A 19,815-nucleotide genomic window follows, 5' to 3' on the forward strand; every position below is an offset into this window, starting at 1 on the left:
GGTTAATAGTTTATGTTATTTTAATAGAGAATTTTTGCTGAGTTCTACAGATAATTCATCTGTAGAATGCATTAATAAGCCAAGGTTGCTTCCTTCTTTTGAAAATGCAATGACGAAGTTTGAACCGCTTATTTTATTTCCGACGACAACCCCATCGGAACTTTTTAAGTAAAGTTGTTTTAAGGAACCTTTTTCTAAGTCAATTAGGAATTTTTCACTCATTGATAAAATTGCGGCACTCATTGCGGCAATACTGTCGCTGTAATCGAGATTAAGAGAAGTGATTAGTTTTCCTTTTCCATTTAAAATTAATGCTGCGCTAGCTTTAGTATCGACCAGAAATTTGTTTAGAATAGTAGTTATCTCATTCATATTTTGTAAGGTTTGGGGAAAAGTTAAATTAATTTGTTTTTGGTATTTATTATTTGCCGTTTTTGTGGTTTGTATTAAACAAATGTTAATTTTTATTAACAAATATAAATTAAATTATGTATCATTGTAAAACCAAATCGTTAAATGTTTTATTTTTTTACTTAAAAAACTTACAATATGGCTAAAGTATTGAAATTTAAAGATGTAAATTCCGATGTTGAGCACAGAATAAAAGAATTTGAAAAATTACGTATCAAATTTAAAGCAGATGTAAAAAAAGCAGAAGCAAAGAAGATTAAAGCCGGAAAACCGAGCAAAGGAATTTTTAAATCTATCTCGGAGTTCTTTACAGACAGTCCGGCAAATACTACTGCAAAAAAATAGATCAAAATCTAAAATTGAGGCAAATCGCTTCGTTTTAGTTTTATTACAAAACAATTAACGTTCACAAGGGAGCGTTTTTTTTGATTTAATTGTTATTTTTGCGCATCAAAAAATCATAAAATGTCATTAAGAAAAGCGTATTTCCTTATATTTTTAGTTCTAATTGTCGATCAGATTTCTAAGATCTATGTAAAAACAAACTTCGTTTTAGGTGAAGAAGTTGTACTTTTTGACTGGTTCAGAATTCATTTTATTGAAAATGAAGGAATGGCATGGGGAACAAAAATACCGGGAGAGTACGGAAAGTTAATTTTAACAGTTTTTAGAATTTTTGCAGTATTTGGTATTGGATATTGGCTTGCCGATGCCGTTAAGAAACGTCATTCAGCTTATTTGATTGTTTCAATAGCTTTAATTTTTGCCGGTGCCGCTGGTAATATCATTGATTCTGTTTTCTACGGAGTAATTTTTGATGACAGTACACATAATCTTGCAACACTTTTTTCATCGCATCCATACGGAACCTGGTTTCATGGTTTAGTTGTAGACATGTTTTACTTTCCTATTTGGGAAGGTGATCTTCCGGGTTGGCTTCCAATTTTTGGAGGGAAACATTTGATGTTCTTTAACGCTATTTTTAATGTTGCTGATATGGCGATTTCTACAGGCGTTGGAATATTATTGGTTTTCAATAAAAGAGCATTTCCAAAACACATATAATTATTTTGAAAAATTACAATCCTGATCCGAAACTTCGGGACGGGATAAATTCCAAATTCCAAAATTCTGTGCGATAAAAAGCATCAAACATTGGAATTTGGAATTTTTATTTTTTGGAATTTGCAAATTTTACATTATTGGGATTTAATATTATTGTACTATTTTTACAATACAAAAAACCAAGTTTATGCAAAGTCCGTCTTTTTCTATTTATGATGCTTCTGCAGGATCAGGAAAGACGTATACTTTGGTTAAGGAATATTTAAAAATTATTCTTTCATCTAAAGCTCCGGACGCTTACCGTAATATTTTAGCCATAACTTTTACAAACAAGGCAGTTCATGAAATGAAAAGCCGTATTGTTGGAAGTTTGTCTGAATTTGCCAAAGATGAACCTTCTGCAAAAGCGGTTGATTTGATGGAAGATTTGTCTCGTGATACAGGACTTTCCATTATTCAGATTAAAGTAAAAGCGCGCAGTATTATTAAGCATTTAATTCATAATTATGCAGCTTTTGATATTTCTACCATTGATAAATTTACCCATAAAGTTATTCGGGCTTTTGCGCATGACCTGAATCTTCCTATGACTTTTGAAGTCACGCTGGATACTGAAAATTTATTGATCGAAGCAGTTGATGCTATTATCGCACAGGCAGGTCAGGATGAAACGCTGACTAAATTGCTGATCGATTTTACAATGGAAAAAACCGACGATGATAAAAGCTGGGATATTTCCAGAGAAATCCTTGAAACCGGACGCTTGGTTTTGAATGAAAATAATCGAAATGAAATTCTTCATTTTAACGATAAAACAATCGAAGAATTTGTTGAGATCAAAAAGAAAATGCTTGCTTTGTGCAAAGATCTGGAATCAGAAAACGAACAGTTTGCAACAGAAGCACTTTCGTTAATCGATAAAAACGGAATTGATTTAAAATCATTTTCGAGAGGAACATTTCCTAATCACTTAGAAAGCATCCGGGACGGAAAATTTAATCCGCGAAATAAAACTTTTCATGAATTTGATGATATTGCTATTAATAAAACAGCAAAAGACAAATCCTTAATTGAAAATATAATTCCAGAATTGCTTCAAATTTTGGTTAAGGTTTACAAGAATTTTGAAAAACGAGATTTCTATAAAGCCTTTCTAAAAAATATTACACCGCTTTCTCTGCTAAATACGGTAAGCAATGAATTGGCAAAAATTCAGTCAGAACAAAATGTTTTATCCATTTCAGAATTTAACGCCATCATTCATCGTGAAATTCAGAACCAGCCAGCGCCATTTATCTATGAGCGTTTAGGTGAACGATATCGCCATTTTTTTATTGATGAATTTCAGGATACTTCAGAAATGCAATGGCAGAATTTAATTCCATTAATACATAACTCACTTTCTGGTGAAGATGATTTTGGTAATAAAGGAACTTTGATGATTGTGGGCGATCCTAAGCAGTCTATTTACAGATGGAGAGGAGGAAAAGCAGAGCAGTTTATTGAATTAGGAAAAAAAGAAGTTTCTTTTTTTAGCCATGAAAAAGTGCTGAAACATTTAGATACAAACTACAGAAGTTATAGCGAGGTTATTAATTTTAATAATGCCTTTTTTAAATTGATTTCAACTGAATTTATAAATGAAGATTATAAAGATTTATATGAAAATCATAGTTTTCAAAATACAAATTCAAAAAAAGGCGGTTATGTAAATATTTCTTTTCTTCCGATAGTCGAAAAAAATGATTTTGCTGATGAGGAAGAAGTTGTTGAGAAATCAGATTTATATGTTTTAGCGACTTTAAATACAATTCAAAAAGTACTTCGGGAAGGTTTTAAATATAAAGATATTGTTGTTTTAACTAGAAAAAGAGATCAGGGAATTGCAATTGCAAATTACCTGACAGAACAAAATATTCCGCTTTTATCATCAGAAACATTGATGATTCAAAATGCGACAGAAGTTCGTTTGATAATTAATCTCCTTAGATATTTAAATAACAATGCTGATTTAGAATCAAAAGCTTACTTTCTTCATTTTTTAGCTGAAAATAAAGAAATCGAAATGCCGATTCATGATTTTATTGCTCAGGGAATGTCGCAGAAATTTGAAGAAGATTTTGAAAAATGGCTTTTGACATTTGATGTTTCGCTGTCTTTTGAAAATGTTCGAAAAAAATCGCTTTATGAAGCTGTAGAAATAATCATTTCAAAATTTATACTTCCATCAGAAGGAAATGCTTATGTGCAGTTTTTTCTGGATATTGTTTTAGAAAGAGATATTCGAAACCAAGCCGGAATAGCTGATTTCCTTAATTACTGGGATAAAAATTCTGAGAAATTCAGTATTCCTTCTCCAGAGGGAAACAATGCGGTTCGAATTATGACCATTCATAAATCAAAAGGATTGGAGTTTCCGGTTGTAATTATGCCTTTTGCGGAAGAGGATTATAACAGAAAGCCAAAAGATAAATTATGGCTGGATACCGAAGAATCTGATTTAGGCGTTCCAAAAGCTTTAATTGATAACAGCAGCGCAGTTGAAGGTTTTGGAGAAAATGCGTCAGTAGTTTTTAATTTAAAAAAGCAGGAAGAATTATTAGATAATATTAATGTTCTATATGTTGCATTAACACGTGCCGAAGAACAATTATATGTTATTTCCCAATCTTTAAAAGAAAGGAAAGACGGAGAATTTCCAAATAACATGGCTTCTTATTTTATTAAATATCTAATGCATAAAGGAATTTATAATTCGGAAATATTAGAATACGAATTTGGGAGTAAAACAAAACTTTCTAAATCTGAAGAATCTGTTGATACATTAAAGATGATTCCAATAGTAAAAGAAGTTTTAAATCCTAAAAATATTAAAATAGCACAGCGTGAAGCCTTGATGTGGGGAACGCACCAGCAGGAAGCAATTTCATATGGAAATATTGTGCACGAAATTTTAGCCTTTATAAAAGATAAGTCAGATGTTGATCTTGCAGTTGTAAAAGCAATTGAGAATGGCCTAATTACGATTGATCAATCTGAAATGGTTTTAAGAACACTCAATGAAATTGTAAATCATGATGAGTTAAGTATTTGTTTTGATGGTAATTATAAGGTTTTAAATGAGCAGACCATAGTTCAAAAAGAAGGAAAAATTTTAAAACCAGACCGTGTTGTATTAACTAATAATAAGGAAGCTTATTTGCTGGATTATAAAACGGGTGCAATTAATTCAAAATATCAACAGCAAATTCAAGAATATCAAGATGCTATTGAAGATTTAGGATACAAAGTGTTAAAAAAGGTTTTAGTGTATATAGGATCGGAAATTGAAGTGGTAAATTTGTGAAAATATTAATCAGATGTTAAAGAAAAAACTTCACTTTTTACGGGTTAAGTTGTTAATATTTAACGTTTTAAATAGATAAAAATGTACGGTAAAATTAAAGAGTATCTGCAAAGTGAGCTGCAGACAATCGAAGAAAATGGAATTTTCAAAAAAGAGCGAATTATAACTTCTGCTCAAGGTGCAGAGATTACAATTTCGACAGGAGAAACAGTTTTAAATTTTTGTGCCAATAATTATTTAGGTCTTTCGTCGCATCCGGAAGTGGTTCAGGCCGCAAAAGACGCAATGGATACACATGGTTTCGGAATGTCATCTGTTCGTTTCATTTGTGGAACTCAGGATATTCATAAAACCTTAGAAAAAAAGATTGCAGATTTTTATGGTACAGAAGATACTATATTATATGCAGCAGCTTTTGATGCAAACGGCGGTGTTTTTGAACCTTTATTAGGAGAAAATGATGCTATTATTTCAGATAGTTTAAATCATGCTTCTATTATAGATGGAGTTCGTTTATGCAAAGCAGCCCGTTATCGCTATGAAAACAGCAACATGGAAGATCTGGAACAGCAATTAATAAAAGCAAACGAAGCAGGGACTCGTTTTAAATTGATTGTAACCGATGGGGTTTTCTCTATGGATGGATTAGTTGCTCCTCTGGATAAGATTTGCGACCTGGCTGATAAATACGATGCATTAGTTATGGTGGATGAATGCCACGCTGCCGGATTTATTGGAGCAACAGGAAAAGGTACACTTGAAGCAAAAGGAGTAATGGGACGTGTTGATATTATTACAGGTACATTAGGAAAAGCATTAGGCGGAGCAATGGGCGGATATACGACAGCTAAAAAAGAAATAATAGAAATTCTGCGTCAGCGTTCCAGACCTTATTTGTTTTCTAATTCATTAGCGCCTTCAATTGTAGGTGCATCAATAAAGGTTTTTGAATTATTAGAAAAAGATACAGCACTTAGAGATAAATTAGAATGGAACACTAATTACTTTAAGGAAGGAATGAAAAATGCAGGATTTGATATAATTGATGGAGATTCTGCAATTGTACCCGTAATGTTATATGATGCGAAATTATCTCAGACTATGGCAAATGAACTTTTAAAACAAGGAATTTATGTAATAGGTTTTTTCTTTCCGGTAGTTCCAAAAGACAAAGCCAGAATAAGAGTCCAGCTTTCTGCAGCTCATACTAAAGAGCACCTGGACAAGGCAATAGAAGCTTTTAAATTAACAGGTAAAATGTTAAAAGTTATATAATTACCACATTCGTGTAATTTTTGTAGGTTTTTTTTAACATTTGATTTTGTATTTAAAAAATTTGGTGTTACTTTTGCTTGTAATTAACTAAATTGTAATTAAAAAAATTAAGTATGAAACATCTTAACAAACTTTTAGTTGCTGTAATGATGGCGATGGGTTTAAGTTCTCACGCGCAAGACAGTAACAATCCATGGGCGATCTCTTTTGGGGTTAATGCTGTGGATACTAGGACTAGTGCAAGTCCAGATCATGTTGACTTTTTCCCTGCACACTTTTCTCAGCCATTCGCAGTAAAAGACAACTGGAATATTCTTCCTTCTTTATCTTATATTGGTGTGTCTAGATACGTTGGCAGCGGTTTCTCAGTTGGTTTACAAGGTTCTGTAAACAAAATTGATAAATACGTTCTTTTCAGACCAGACGCAGCAGGTCATGATGGAAGAGGTATGATTGTAGTTAATCCTGGTGATTTAATGTACTACGGAATTGATGCTACTATTAAATACAGCTTCCAGGAATTAATCAAATCTAAAGTGATTGATCCTTCGTTATCTGTTGGTGGAGGTTATACTTTCTTCGGAGATAGCAGCTACGGAACTGTAAACCCAGGTGCTGGTATTACATTCTGGTTTACAGATGCTATTGGTCTTGAATTAGGTACAAAATACAAATGGTCTGTAAGTGGTGATAGAGAAGATGCTTCTGGAACTCCAGATGCTCCATCTCACTTCCAACACACTGCCGGTCTTGTATTCAAATTTGGTGGTAAAGACACTGACGGTGACGGTATCTACGATAAAGATGATGCTTGTCCAGATGTTGCTGGTTTAAAACAATTCAACGGATGTCCTGATACTGACGGAGACGGAATCGTTGACGCTAGCGATGCTTGTCCTAACGAATTTGGTTTAGCTGCATTAAACGGATGTCCTGATAAAGACGGAGACGGTGTTGCTGACAAAGATGACGCTTGTCCAGATGTTGCTGGTTTAGCTGCTTTAAAAGGTTGTCCTGATACTGACGGAGACGGAATCGCTGATAAAGACGATAAATGTCCTACAGTTGCTGGTCCTAAAGAAAATGGTGGTTGTCCTTTCTTAGACGCTGATAAAGATGGTGTTTTAGATAAAGATGATGATTGTCCTACAGTTGCTGGTCCAGCTAGTAACAGAGGATGTCCTGAAGTATCTTCTCAAGCTTTAGAAGATCTTAAAGTTCAAGCAAGAGCTATCTACTTTAACTCAGGAAAAGCTACTTTCAAAACTGGTGACAAAGAAACTCCAGCTAGATTAGATGCTATTAAAGAAATCCTTAAAAACTATCCAAACGCAAAATTCAGTATTGAAGGACACACAGATAGTACAGGTTCTGCTAAAGTAAACCAAAAACTTTCTGAAGACAGAGCTAATGCTGTATTAAACGCTTTAGTTGAAAGAGGTGTTAATCCAGAAAACTTACAAGCTAAAGGATTTGGATCTTCTCAACCAGTTGCAAGTAACAAAACTGCTGCAGGTAAAGCACAAAACAGAAGAACTGAAATTAAACACATAGGTTCTAAATACCAAGGTAAACTATAATTTACTTTTGTAAATAAATACTAAAAGCCATTCTTAATTGAATGGCTTTTTTTATTTTTATAAAATGATAAATACTTCTTTCTTAGAGAAAATTGCAACTGTTGTAATTCAGGATTATTCAGATAAATTAGCAGAAACTACTATTGTTTTACCAAACAAAAGAGCTAAAGTTTTTTTAATCGAAGCGCTTAAAAAGGAAACATCAAAAACAATCCTTTCTCCTGAAATTATAAGTATTGAAGATTTTGTACAGGATGTTGCTTCAATTAGATCTGTGGATTCAATTGAACTGTTGTTTGAGTTTTATGAAGTTTATTTATCTGTTACTGAAAAGCAGCACCAACAGTCTTTTGAGTTGTTTGCTAATTGGGCAAAAACACTCTTGCAGGATTTTAACGAAATTGATCGTTATCTTTTGGAGCCAAATCATGTTTTGTCTTATCTAAAAGATATCGAAGACATTAAGAAATGGGGAATAGAGGTTGAAAATAAAACTAAACTTTTAGAAAATTATATCGATTTTTGGAAACTTCTGCCTCTTTATTACGATTCACTATACAATCATCTATTAAATAAATCAATTGGTTACCAAGGTTTGATTTATAGAGAAGCAGTAAATAACTTAAATCATTTTTCGAATACAATTTCAAATCGAAATTTTATTTTTGCCGGATTCAATGCCTTAAATGCTGCAGAAGAAAAAATTGTGCAGCATCTTTTAGCGCTTGATCAGGCCAAAATTTATTGGGATGTAGATCAGACATTTTTAAATGATCCTTTTCATGATGCCGGACTTTTTGTCCGTCGTTTTAAAGAGAGCTGGAAGCATTATAAATTCCACCCTTTTGAGTGGATTGTAGACGATTTTTCTCAAACAAAAAACATTCAGGTTATTGGTACTCCAAAAACAATTGGACAAGCTAAATTGGCAGGAAGCATTATTGAGAATTTGATTAATGAAAACCCAGCCGCTTCTCTGGATAAGGTTGCAGTAGTGTTGGGAGAAGAAAATCTTTTAATTCCGGTTTTATATTCGCTGCCTTCTTCGGTTGGGGCATTGAATATTACAATGGGATATTCAGGAAAGAATAACCCATCGCAGATACTGGTAGCTAAGTTTTTCAAAATGCATACAAATGCACTTTCTCGTGCTGGCGGCAGTTATGTTTTTTATTATAAAGATGTTCTGGATATTCTGACACATCCATTAGTCGAGCCATATGCGAAGACCAATCATATTGTTAGAATAATCAAAGAGAATAACTACACTTTTATTACTCTCAATAAAATTTTAGAGCTTAATCAAAATCCGTCCGAATTGTTTTCTTTATTGTTTCAGAAATGGGAAAACGGATCGATAGCCGTTCTTGAAAATATCTCGGCAATGTTACTTTTGATAAAGCAGAATTTCAACAATGATAATGAAGAAGAAAAAATTGCTAAAACTTTTGTGTATGCTGTTTTTAAAGTGATTAATAAACTTATAAATTATTATTCGCAGCATAAACACATCGATAATATTGATACTCTTCATGCTATTTATAAGCAGATTATTGATGTGGCTGAAGTTTCTTTTGAAGGTGAGCCTTTACGTGGACTGCAGATTATGGGAGTTCTTGAAAGCCGTGTTCTTGATTTTGAAACTGTAATTGTTACTTCGATGAATGAAGGTAAGTTTCCAGCCGGAAAATCTCAGAATTCATTCATTCCTTATGACGTGAAGAAAGAATTGGGTCTGCCGACTTTTAAAGAAAAAGATGCCATTTATACCTATCACTTTTATCATTTACTTCAGCGGGCAAAAAATATTTATTTAATTTATAATACAGAAAATGACGGATTAGACGCCGGTGAACGCAGCCGTTTTATAACCCAGCTCGAAGTAGAAAAAAAATCAAAACATAATTTGTCTTTTGATATCTATAATCCGGTATTACCGGCTACGGCATATCAGCCCATGGTAATTCCGAAATCAGAAGCGGTTATGGAACGTTTAAAAGAAATTGCTGCTAATGGGTTTTCTCCTTCTGCATTAACGAGTTATATTCGAAACCCAATTGAGTTTTATTTTCAAAAAATCCTGCGTATTCGTGAAGTCGAAGAAGTCGAAGAAAACATTGCTTTAAATACACTCGGAACAATCATTCATGAAACATTAAAAACATTGTATGAGCCTTTTATCGGGAAGTTTATTTCAGAAACTGATTTATTAAACTGTTTTAAATTGTTAGATGATGAAGTGTTGAAACAATTTAAATTGGTATATAAGGAAGGTGAAATTAAAAAAGGACGTAATCTTCTGGCCTTTGAAGTTGCAAAGCGAAATGTTTCTAATTTTTTGAAAATGGAATTAGAATCGGTTAAAAACGGAGATGCAGTTCAGATTATAGCTTTGGAGCAAACTTTTGAGCGTTATCTCACTCATCCCGGTTTACCATTTCCGGTGCTAATTAAAGGAAATGTTGACAGGATTGAATTTCGCAATGGAAAAATAAGAATCATTGATTATAAGACCGGAAAAGTCGAAAAAACAAATGTTATACTTAAATCTTGGAACGGATTAACACAAGAGCTTAAAAATGACAAAATTATTCAGGTTTTGGCTTATGCGTTTATGTTTGAAGAACATGCGGGAGATATTCCAATAGAAGTCGGAATTATTTCTTTTAAAAATTTAAAATCAGGGTTTTTGCCTTTTGGATTTAAAGAAGAAAAAGATCTGGATATAACAGTAAGTAAGTCAATTTTAAATAGTTATGTAGAAGAAATTGTTTTATTGCTAAATGAAATACTGGATATCACTATCCCTTTTGAAGAAAGAATATAGATTTTAGATTAATTTATTGAATTAAAAAAACAGCTGAATTATCTACTATAAGTTTTGCTGTCAAAATAAAGAAAAGGCCTTTCGAATTTCGAAAGGCCTTTTTTGCTTTTAATCCCTTTTTATTTTAGTTGAAGAAATCTAACAAAATCGGTTTTAGCTCTTCTTTATTTTCAATATGACTCATATGACCATCTTCAAACGAAATTAATTCTGCTGTTGTATCTTCAATTTGAGCAAGACTTTCTTCGTAGTTTAAAACAGGATCTTTTTTTCCTAAAATCAATAAAACAGGAAATCTGTTTTCGTGTAAAAGCCATTCGCGGTCTTTTCGCATTTTCATTCCTTCCAGCGAAGCCACAATTCCCTGCAAAGGTGTTTTTAAAGCCTGTTCTCGTACTTTTTCAATTTCATCAGCTAAACGAGTTCTGTTGTTTTCGCTGAATAAATTCGCAATCGCTAAACTCACAAAGTTTACATAATTTTGTTTTACTGCTTTTATTGCCCGAGTTCTGTTTAATTTTTTCTCAGGACTGTCTTCTTTAGAAGTCGAATTTAATAAAACCAGTTTTTTGATATTTTCAGGGAATAATTCGGCGAAAGCCAAAGCCACATAACCGCCCATAGAATGACCTAAAATAGTAGCTTTTTCTATTTTTAAAGATTGCAAAACTTCATAAACAACATCTGCATTATCTTCCATTTCATGCACATAACCTAGACAGTCTGATTCTCCGTGACCTAATAAATCGATGGTAATAACACGATATTTTTCTGAAAACAAATTAACATATTCTGCCCACATTTTTTTGTTTTCCAAAAAGCCGTGAAGCAGTACAATTGCATTTCCTTCGCCAGAATCAGTAAAAGATATTTTCGTGTTTTTATATAGGATATTTTTCAAAATGACATTTTAAAATTTGAAGTGCAAAGATAAGAAAGGTAAAACCATATAAGAAATGCAAGTTCATTTGAGTTAAAAATAATAGCTATTAGATTCAATTTTAAATGAATTTATATTTCTTATATAGTTTAAAAAAAGACCTTCATTTCTGAAAGCCGTTTTTGTTTTATGATTTTAAAAAAGAAATGATCTCATTAAAATATTTATCTCTCGCATCGAGCCATCCGTAATGTTTAGAATGTTCTAATAAAATGAGTTTTGAATTTGGATACGCCTTATGATCAATTTCGCCAATTTCATTGCTAATAATATCTTCTTTTCCCTGAATAATTAAAACAGGATTTTTGAAGGTTTTTAATTTGTCTTTGCAGTCAAAACTCATTTTTTGCATATCAGACCATAACAAACCATTTATTGTCGAATTTCCCTGTGTTAACCTTTCGGCAATTATTGGAACAAATTTTTGATCGTAAACATAAGCCGGAGCCATTGCTCTTCCGCGTCCGAGTCTTGCTTTGTGAGATGTATCACCTTTTTCGATTTTATCATTCCAGTAATCCAGAGAATCTTTTTCAGCTTTGCTTAAACCAGCTTCAATCAAATTCGGGCTTTTTAATAAAGTCAAATCTACGCCGCCAGAAGATGATAAAATTAATTTATCGATACTGTTTGGATAAACCGTCGCATAATACGAACTCAACATTCCTCCAAAAGAATGCCCCAGAATATTCCATTTTTTGATTTTAAGATGTTTTCGTAACGATTCGATATCATCGGCCATTATTTTCATCGAAATAGTCTTAGTGTTTAATTTTGAAAGTTTCGATTTTCCGGTTCCTCTTTGATCATAAATAATCGTTTGCTGACTTTCGCCCAGCGTTTTCGCCATATCTTCAAAGCCATTGCTGTTCATTCCCGGACCGCCGTTTATAATTAAAACCGGTTCACCCTTTCCGAAAGTTTTATAAAACGTTTTACTTCCGTCAGTGTTAATTGCATAGCCTTCTGTCTGGGCAAAAATATTTCCCAAAAACAATAAAAATCCAAGTAGAAAAATCTTTTTCATCTTGAAACTACGAGTTCATCAAGCTTTCGATTTCGTCCACTTCAACAGGAATATTACGCATTAAGTTAAAAGGTCCTCCTTTTTCCTGAACCACAACATTGTCTTCCAAACGAATTCCGAATTTTTCATCCGGAATATAAATTCCAGGCTCAACTGTAAAAACCATATTCGCTTTTATTGGTTCGTGAAGCAAACCATAATCATGCGTGTCAAGTCCTAAATGGTGAGAAGTTCCGTGCATGAAATATTTTTTATATGCAGGCCATTCCGGGTTTTCGTTTTGAACATCGGCTTTAGAAATTAAACCTAAACCAATTAATTCCGAAGTCATAATTTTACCTACTTCAACATGATATTGTTTCCAAAGCGTTCCCGGAGTCAACATTTTTGCAGCTTCGTTTTTAACTCTTAAAACAGCATTATAAACCGCTTTTTGACGATCAGAAAAACGTCCCGAAACCGGAATCGTTCTGGTCATATCGCTAGAATAGTTGGCATATTCTGCCGCAACGTCTAATAAAATTAAATCTCCGGCTTTACATTGCTGATTGTTTTCGATATAATGTAAAACATTGGCATTGTTTCCAGAAGCAATAATTGGAGTGTAAGCAAAACCTTTAGAACGGTTACGGATAAATTCGTGGGCCAGTTCTGCTTCGATTTCATATTCGGTAACATTTGGTTTTACAAACGAAAGTAATCTGCGGAAACCTTTTTCTGTAATATCACAAGCTTGCTGAATCAAATCGATTTCTTCACTTTCTTTTACAGAACGAATACGCTGCAAAATTGGATTACTTTTTGCAACATTATGAGCTGGGTAACGTTCTTTCCACCATTTTACAAAACGAGCCTCGCGAGTTTCTACTTCAACAGTTGCACGGTAATGTTCGTTTGTATTGATGTACATCGTATCGGCATACGTCATCATTTCGTTCAAAACTTTATGAAAATCCTGTAGCCAATAAACCGTTCTAATTCCCGAAACCTGAAAAGCATGTTCTTTAGTTAGTTTTTCACCTTCCCAAACTGCAATATGATCGTTGGTTTCTCTCAAAAAAAGAATTTCTTTTTGGTGCTCATAAGGCGCATCCGGAAACAAAAGCAAAACACTTTCTTCCTGATCTACACCGCTCAGATAAAAAATATCTCTGTGTTGTGCAAACGGCAAAGTACTGTCGGCGCTAATTGGATAAATGTCATTTGAGTTGAAAACGGCAACCGAATTAGGTTTCATTTCTGCCGTGAATTTTTTGCGGTTTTTTACAAAAAGAGCGCTGTTTATTTGATGATATTTCATAATAACTTAGTTTTTGAACTTCGAATTTCAAAATTAGTGATTTTTGAATAAGTGGCGTATAATTGATTTATTAAAGTTTTCTTATTTGTTTTGAGTCTGTTTTTTAGCCACAGATTATACTGATTAAAAGGGTTTTTTCTTTTAAAAATTGTTTCTAACCACAATCTTGTCATTTGACAAGATTACTTAGATAATTATAGCGATAAATGATTTAGAATAAAATTTTACTGATAGATAATAATGTGAAAATTCAATTATCAAAAATGATTTATAAATTTGTGATGATGCGACTTTTATAAAATTTAATTAATTGTAATTGCTATGAATTTAAAACATTACTTCTCAATCTTAATGCTTATGGCTTTTTTTAATATTTTCGGACAGAATAAAACGGAAAAGAATAAATTTGATTTTAAAGAACCTGAAAACACACCTTGTTTTGTTTGCAGCCATGTTCTAAATCATGAACGGGATATTTTATTTGCAAGCCATGATATTGAAGGGGATTGGCAATTTCTATGTGGAAAAGACGATCATACTGAAGAAAATGCAAAAATAATTTCATTAAAAAACGCGACAGATCTTGATCAGTCTATAAATGATTTGTTCGAAATGCCAAAAGGAATAGGAGCAGAAAGAAAAACAAAAAAGGAGAAATGGAAACCCTTTAAATTAGAATAATATTTTTATTGTTCAACCCATTTTAATGCCTTAATTCACTTAAACTAGCCAGGAATTTTTTCTTTGATCTAAAACTTCGATTGCCATTCTGAGTTCAAAACTATGATACCAAAAATCAAAATCAGAAAAATAGAAAACCAAGACCTAAACTTCGTCTACAAAGCAATCTGCGAACTAGAAAATGAGGTTTTAGATTTTAAAATTTTCGAAGAAATTTTCAATGAAAACATTTCAAACCCAAAAAATCTTTATCTAATTGCCGAAAACGAAAATGAAGGTTTAGGATTTATTAGTTTTCACACCCAAAATCTTCTCCATCATTGTGGATTGGTTGGTGAAATCCAAGAATTTTTTATCCATCAAAAATATCGTGGTCAAGGTGTTGGACTTTTGCTAATAAATGAAATCAAGAATTTTGCAGATCAGAACGATTTGAAAAGTATTGAAGTTACTACAAGTAAAAAACGAATAGAAAACGTGGCGATTTATGAAAATCTGGGTTTTGCCTTAAGTCATAATAAGTTTACGATTTATAAGTAATTAAATATTTCAATAGCCCCCAGTTTTAACTGGGGGTAATCATTGAGACAAAAGACAAGGCTTTAGCCAAAAATATGCAATTTGGCTAAAGCCTTTGTGTAACAGATTTCTTAAACCTCCAGCTAAAGCTGGAGGCAATTTAATTTATGTGTGACGGCCTTTGTCAAAATTTAAAACTTTGACAAAGTTTTTTTGGTGCAAAGTTTGTCATCCTGAGCGAAGTCGAAGGATACGGTAGAAGCTCGACAAAGATTAGATGATTATTGAGGAGTTACTTGTGTGTCCTTTGGCTTCACTCAGGATGACAAAGTTTGGCTATAAAAATAAAAAACCGAAGTATATTGCTTCGGTTTTTATCTATTGGAATTTGGAATTTCTTTATTGGAATTTTAATCAATCCATTTATAATATCTCGCCCCAATCAAAACTGGAATCTCTTTTTCAATTCTATCTAAAATCCATTCGTTTTTTGGAGTTCTTATACTTTGTTTTTGTTCTTTTTTATGAAGACTTTCATAAGTGTTGAAATCAATTTCTATACTTTTAGCTAAGTTTTCAAAAAGCTTCACATTTTCTAAAGCAGATTTCCATTCTGGTTGAATCGTTCCTTCAAAAACTTTCGATTTCGATCCGCTTCCGTAAGCTAAGAAACCAAATTTAGTTCCTGCAACTTCTTTATTTGTATCATAAAAATGAGCCAAAGTCGATAGCAATCCCATGAAAATAGAGCCAGTATAAAGGTTTCCAATTAAAGAAGATGCTAATTCAGCAGGCTGTAATTTCTCGGTTACAAAACTTCTGTAATCTTCCGATTTTGCTACTTCTTTAATTTTTGTCTGATAATCTGCAGGTGCAATATCATCAGTAATAATTTTTTCGGTACTGTCTAAAGCGTAGATTTCAGACAACATTCTGCGTCCTTGAAAAGAATATGGTAAATGCATTACAATATTATGCCAAGAATTGTATAATGTTTCGGTAGTATTTTTTAATTTTTTGAATGAAAAGTAAGCATTTCGCGTACGGTCCATATAACATTGATTTGAATATTGCCCGTCAAAAACCGGCTGATCTTTATGGATTTCGATTTCGGCTTCTAGATTGTCAAACCAGGAATCGTTGTTTGCGTTTTTTGTAATTTCTTCTTTAGAAACAGTTCTGTACGGTTTAAAGAAATCAAAAACACCTTTTGTGCTTGTTGCCCAATTATCATCAAAAGCAATAATTTTTGGATCTGTAGTAACCAACATGGCTACAGCTCCGGCACCCTGTGTATATTCTCCGCCTGAATTTAAATCGTATTTTGCAAAATCGGTTGTAACTACAATTGCTTTTTTAGCCGGGTTTAATTTTACAAAATCAAGACAGTTTTGCAGAGCGTCAACTCCGCCAATACAGGCAAAAGTAAAATCGACAACATCGCATTCCGCTAAAGAATCTTCGCCAAATTTTTGCTCCATTAAATTAATTAAATACGAAGCAATTGGTTTCGAACTATCAATACTGCTTTCAGTACCAACATAAATTCGGCTTATTTCGTTTAGGCTTATTTTGTTATCAATAATAAGTTTGGTTAAAGCATTTGCCCCAAAAACAACCGCATCCTGATAAATATCCGGGAAAGTCATTTTTAGTAATCCAAGACCTTTTTCTAATTTTTCTGGTTCAATATTTCTGGCGGCTGCCAAAGTTTTTATGGGTAAGTGTATGTTTGCGACATCAAAAGAGATGGCATCAATTCCTGTTTTCATTCTTAATTTTTTGAGCTGCTAAAGGTAAAACTATGTTGTGGAATGACAATTTTTTACTTAGACAAAATTTATTTGCAATGGCACTTTTGAAGAAAACAAATCAAAACTTTGAATAAAATAACAATATGATAAATTTTCGATAATCTACTTAGAGCCGGGTTTTACTTTTAAGGCTTAAAAAGCAGAGATTTGAGGTTTTCTATAATGAATTATTTTTAATCAGCTTTATTTTTGTACGTAAAAATACGTAGATGCATGCTATTTTAAAATCATTATAAATAACAACGAAATGGTTGTAGTTCTTTTGTAATTGAGTTATTTTTGTCTAATTTTTTAAAACAAACTACTTAAACACTTATGGCACAATCTGCACTATTGAATGCTTCCATCTTAAAGAAAGTAGCTATGGCTCTTTCGGGAATATTCTTAATCACGTTTTTAGCGCTGCATGTTTCCTTAAATTTCATTTCTATTATTAGTGAAGATGTTTTTAACGAAGCTTCTCACTTTATGGGATACAATCCGCTGATACAATATGTAATGCAGCCAGTTTTGGCATTTGGAGTAATTTTCCATTTTGTAATGGGATTTGTTCTAACAGCTCAAAACAGCGCAGCAAGACCAATTGCGTATGCAAAATACAACGGAGCGGCAAATGCTTCTTGGAGCTCTAGAAATATGATTATTTCTGGATTAGTTATTTTGGCATTCTTAGGATTGCATTTTTATGATTTTTGGTTTCCTGAAGTTACCTACAAATATATTGCAGGAACAGCTCCAGATGCTACAAGGTATTATGGAGAGTTAGTTCATAAATTTCATAGTCCGGTACGTACAGGATTGTACTGTGTATCTTTTATCCTTTTAGGATTTCATTTATGGCACGGATTCGCATCTTCTCTTCAATCAGTAGGGATGCACAACAAATATTCTCGATTTTTGAGTAAAGTTGGTTTATGGTTTGCAGTTGTAGTGCCAGCCGCTTTCGTAATTATCGCATTATTTCATCATTTCAATAATTAATATCAATTATAATGGCATTAGATTCAAAAATTCCAAGTGGTCCTATAGCGGACAAATGGACAAATTATAAAGATCATATTAATTTAGTAAACCCTGCTAACAAACGTAATTTAGATATTATCGTTGTTGGTACAGGTTTAGCTGGAGGTTCGGCTGCGGCTACTTTGGCTGAGTTAGGATATAACGTAAAAGCATTCTGCTTCCAGGATTCTCCACGTCGTGCGCACTCTATTGCTGCACAAGGAGGTATCAACGCGGCAAAAAACTATAAAGGTGACGGTGACTCTATTTACAGATTGTTTTACGATACTGTAAAAGGTGGTGATTACCGTGCTCGTGAGGCAAACGTTTATCGTTTGGCTGAAGTTTCAGGTAATATTATTGACCAATGTGTGGCTCAAGGGGTGCCATTGGCTCGTGAATATGGTGGACTTCTTGATAACCGTTCTTTTGGAGGAACTTTGGTTTCTCGTACATTCTACGCACAAGGACAAACAGGACAGCAGTTATTGTTAGGAGCTTATTCTGCAATGAACCGTCAGATTGGTCGTGGAAAAATTAAAATGTACAACCGTCACGAAATGCTTGACATTGTAATCGTGAACGGAAAAGCGAGAGGTATTATCGCTCGTAACTTAATCACTGGAGAAATAGAAAGACATTCTGCTCATGCGGTAGTAATTGGTTCTGGAGGATACGGAAACGTATTTTTCCTTTCAACAAATGCTATGGGAAGTAACGCAACAGCAGCTTGGAAAATTCATAAAAAAGGAGCGTTTTTCGCAAATCCTTGTTATACACAAATTCACCCAACATGTATTCCGGTTTCAGGAGATCACCAGTCAAAACTGACTTTGATGTCTGAGTCTTTACGTAATGACGGTCGTATTTGGGTACCTAAAAAATTAGAAGATGCTCAGGCAATCCGTGAAGGAAAGAAAAAAGCAACTGATTTATCTGAAGACGAAAGAGATTATTTCTTAGAAAGAAGATACCCGGCGTTTGGTAACTTAGTACCTCGTGACGTTGCGTCTCGTGCTGCTAAAGAAAGATGTGATGCTGGTTTTGGAGTTAACAAAACTGGAGAAGCTGTTTACTTAGATTTTGCAGCAGCAATTAAACGTTACGGAACGGAAGATGCTTACGTAAAAGGTTTAGATGATAAAGATGCTGCTTTGGTAACAAAATTAGGAGCTGCAATCGTGAAAAGTAAATACGGAAACTTATTCCAGATGTATTACAAAATCGTTGACGAAGATCCTTATACAACACCAATGATGATTTACCCAGCGGTTCACTACACAATGGGTGGAACTTGGGTTGATTATAACTTAATGACTACAATTCCTGGATGTTTTTCAATTGGAGAATCTAACTTCTCTGATCACGGAGCAAACAGACTTGGAGCTTCTGCTTTGATGCAAGGTTTAGCTGATGGATATTTCGTATTGCCATACACTATTGGAGATTATTTAGCTCCGGATATTAAAATGGGTGAAATTTCTACAGACTTACCAGAATTCGTTGAAGCTGAAAAAGCTGTTGTTGATCAAATTAATAAATTTATCAATAACAACGGAACTCATTCTGTAGATTATTTCCACAAAAAATTAGGAAAAATCATGTGGAATAAAGTAGGTATGGCTCGTAATGCTAAAGGTTTAACTGAGGCTATCGAAGAAATTGCTGCTTTACGTGAAGAGTTTTATAAAGATGTAAAAGTTCCCGGAAGCGCTTACGAATTTAATCAGGAATTAGAAAAAGCAACTCGTGTTGCCGATTTCTTAGAATTAGGAGAATTGTTCGCGAAAGATGCTTTACACCGTAACGAATCTTGTGGAGGTCACTTCCGTGAGGAATATCAAACAGAAGAAGGAGAAGCACTTCGTGATGATGATAACTTTGCATACGTTGCAGCTTGGGAATACAAAGGAAAACCAAGTGATGCAGTATTACACAAAGAACCTCTTAATTACGAAAACATTAAATTAGTTCAAAGAAGTTATAAATAAGAATTTGGTCGAAAGCCCAAAGTCTTAAAGTCAAAAG

General features: G+C 33.3%; 15 protein-coding genes. 10 read left to right on the forward strand and 5 right to left on the reverse strand.

What is annotated here, in order from left to right; genetic code table 11:
* Positions 1-15: 15 nt before the first annotated feature.
* On the reverse strand, positions 16-372 hold the full coding sequence (locus LUU93_RS14080) for a roadblock/LC7 domain-containing protein (protein ID WP_232681778.1): 357 nt from the start codon (positions 370-372) through the stop codon (positions 16-18).
* Between the two features lie 177 nt (positions 373-549).
* Here LUU93_RS14080 and LUU93_RS14085 point away from each other — a divergent pair, with 177 nt between their 5' ends.
* The 6 genes from LUU93_RS14085 to LUU93_RS14110 all read left to right on the forward strand — a co-directional run bounded on the left by LUU93_RS14085 (position 550) and on the right by LUU93_RS14110 (position 10,504).
* Positions 550-756: a hypothetical protein gene (locus LUU93_RS14085; RefSeq protein WP_232681779.1), complete on the forward strand. Its 207-nt coding sequence runs from the start codon at positions 550-552 to the stop codon at positions 754-756.
* Between the two features lie 120 nt (positions 757-876).
* Positions 877-1,476: a lipoprotein signal peptidase gene (locus LUU93_RS14090; protein WP_232681780.1), complete on the forward strand. Its 600-nt coding sequence runs from the start codon at positions 877-879 to the stop codon at positions 1,474-1,476.
* A 187-nt stretch (positions 1,477-1,663) separates the two neighbouring features.
* Complete coding sequence (locus LUU93_RS14095; protein ID WP_232681781.1) at positions 1,664-4,822, forward strand: UvrD-helicase domain-containing protein; 3,159 nt, start codon at positions 1,664-1,666, stop codon at positions 4,820-4,822.
* 81 nt (positions 4,823-4,903) lie between these two features.
* Positions 4,904-6,097, forward strand: coding sequence for a glycine C-acetyltransferase (gene kbl, locus LUU93_RS14100; RefSeq protein WP_232681782.1), 1,194 nt, complete (start codon positions 4,904-4,906; stop codon positions 6,095-6,097).
* 113 nt (positions 6,098-6,210) lie between these two features.
* On the forward strand, positions 6,211-7,677 hold the full coding sequence (locus LUU93_RS14105; RefSeq protein ID WP_232681784.1) for an OmpA family protein: 1,467 nt from the start codon (positions 6,211-6,213) through the stop codon (positions 7,675-7,677).
* Positions 7,678-7,741: 64 nt separating this feature from the next.
* On the forward strand, positions 7,742-10,504 hold the full coding sequence (locus tag LUU93_RS14110) for a PD-(D/E)XK nuclease family protein (protein ID WP_232681785.1): 2,763 nt from the start codon (positions 7,742-7,744) through the stop codon (positions 10,502-10,504).
* Positions 10,505-10,628: 124 nt separating this feature from the next.
* Here LUU93_RS14110 and LUU93_RS14115 read toward each other — a convergent pair whose 3' ends face one another.
* The 3 genes from LUU93_RS14115 to LUU93_RS14125 all read right to left on the reverse strand — a co-directional run bounded on the left by LUU93_RS14115 (position 10,629) and on the right by LUU93_RS14125 (position 13,771).
* Positions 10,629-11,405 (reverse strand): alpha/beta fold hydrolase, encoded by a 777-nt coding sequence (locus LUU93_RS14115; protein WP_232681786.1) that lies wholly within the window; start codon positions 11,403-11,405, stop codon positions 10,629-10,631.
* A 166-nt stretch (positions 11,406-11,571) separates the two neighbouring features.
* Positions 11,572-12,471, reverse strand: a complete 900-nt coding sequence (locus LUU93_RS14120) for an alpha/beta fold hydrolase (RefSeq protein ID WP_232681787.1) — start codon at positions 12,469-12,471, stop codon at positions 11,572-11,574.
* A gap of 7 nt (positions 12,472-12,478) precedes the next feature.
* Positions 12,479-13,771 (reverse strand): aminopeptidase P family protein, encoded by a 1,293-nt coding sequence (locus LUU93_RS14125; RefSeq protein WP_232681788.1) that lies wholly within the window; start codon positions 13,769-13,771, stop codon positions 12,479-12,481.
* A gap of 321 nt (positions 13,772-14,092) precedes the next feature.
* Here LUU93_RS14125 and LUU93_RS14130 point away from each other — a divergent pair, with 321 nt between their 5' ends.
* Both LUU93_RS14130 and LUU93_RS14135 read left to right on the forward strand, forming a co-directional pair.
* Positions 14,093-14,452 (forward strand): hypothetical protein, encoded by a 360-nt coding sequence (locus LUU93_RS14130; RefSeq protein ID WP_232681789.1) that lies wholly within the window; start codon positions 14,093-14,095, stop codon positions 14,450-14,452.
* Between the two features lie 102 nt (positions 14,453-14,554).
* A complete protein-coding gene (locus LUU93_RS14135) occupies positions 14,555-14,992 on the forward strand; it encodes a GNAT family N-acetyltransferase (RefSeq protein WP_232681790.1) in 438 nt (145 codons plus the stop codon).
* Between the two features lie 389 nt (positions 14,993-15,381).
* Here LUU93_RS14135 and LUU93_RS14140 read toward each other — a convergent pair whose 3' ends face one another.
* The gene (locus LUU93_RS14140) at positions 15,382-16,743 is read right to left on the reverse strand and encodes a hydroxymethylglutaryl-CoA synthase family protein (RefSeq protein ID WP_232681792.1); all 1,362 of its coding nucleotides are present in this window, start codon (positions 16,741-16,743) and stop codon (positions 15,382-15,384) included.
* 357 nt (positions 16,744-17,100) lie between these two features.
* Here LUU93_RS14140 and LUU93_RS14145 point away from each other — a divergent pair, with 357 nt between their 5' ends.
* Positions 17,101-17,766 (forward strand): succinate dehydrogenase cytochrome b subunit, encoded by a 666-nt coding sequence (locus LUU93_RS14145; RefSeq protein WP_232681793.1) that lies wholly within the window; start codon positions 17,101-17,103, stop codon positions 17,764-17,766.
* A gap of 11 nt (positions 17,767-17,777) precedes the next feature.
* A complete protein-coding gene (locus LUU93_RS14150; protein WP_232681794.1) occupies positions 17,778-19,778 on the forward strand; it encodes a fumarate reductase/succinate dehydrogenase flavoprotein subunit in 2,001 nt (666 codons plus the stop codon).
* The last annotated feature ends 37 nt before the right edge of the window (positions 19,779-19,815 follow it).

This window comes from Flavobacterium soyae (genome assembly GCF_021245985.1).
Lineage (GTDB): Bacteria > Bacteroidota > Bacteroidia > Flavobacteriales > Flavobacteriaceae > Flavobacterium > Flavobacterium soyae.

Coding starts and splice junctions, on each gene's coding strand:
- LUU93_RS14135 (WP_232681790.1), top strand. CDS start 14,555: ATGATACCAAAAATCAAAATCAGAAAAATAGAAAACCAAGACCTAAAC.
- LUU93_RS14145 (WP_232681793.1), top strand. CDS start 17,101: ATGGCACAATCTGCACTATTGAATGCTTCCATCTTAAAGAAAGTAGCT.
- LUU93_RS14110 (WP_232681785.1), top strand. CDS start 7,742: ATGATAAATACTTCTTTCTTAGAGAAAATTGCAACTGTTGTAATTCAG.
- LUU93_RS14085 (WP_232681779.1), top strand. CDS start 550: ATGGCTAAAGTATTGAAATTTAAAGATGTAAATTCCGATGTTGAGCAC.
- LUU93_RS14125 (WP_232681788.1), bottom strand. CDS start 13,771: ATGAAATATCATCAAATAAACAGCGCTCTTTTTGTAAAAAACCGCAAA.
- LUU93_RS14140 (WP_232681792.1), bottom strand. CDS start 16,743: ATGAAAACAGGAATTGATGCCATCTCTTTTGATGTCGCAAACATACAC.
- LUU93_RS14120 (WP_232681787.1), bottom strand. CDS start 12,471: ATGAAAAAGATTTTTCTACTTGGATTTTTATTGTTTTTGGGAAATATT.
- LUU93_RS14130 (WP_232681789.1), top strand. CDS start 14,093: ATGAATTTAAAACATTACTTCTCAATCTTAATGCTTATGGCTTTTTTT.
- LUU93_RS14080 (WP_232681778.1), bottom strand. CDS start 372: ATGAATGAGATAACTACTATTCTAAACAAATTTCTGGTCGATACTAAA.
- kbl (WP_232681782.1), top strand. CDS start 4,904: ATGTACGGTAAAATTAAAGAGTATCTGCAAAGTGAGCTGCAGACAATC.
- LUU93_RS14150 (WP_232681794.1), top strand. CDS start 17,778: ATGGCATTAGATTCAAAAATTCCAAGTGGTCCTATAGCGGACAAATGG.
- LUU93_RS14095 (WP_232681781.1), top strand. CDS start 1,664: ATGCAAAGTCCGTCTTTTTCTATTTATGATGCTTCTGCAGGATCAGGA.
- LUU93_RS14105 (WP_232681784.1), top strand. CDS start 6,211: ATGAAACATCTTAACAAACTTTTAGTTGCTGTAATGATGGCGATGGGT.
- LUU93_RS14090 (WP_232681780.1), top strand. CDS start 877: ATGTCATTAAGAAAAGCGTATTTCCTTATATTTTTAGTTCTAATTGTC.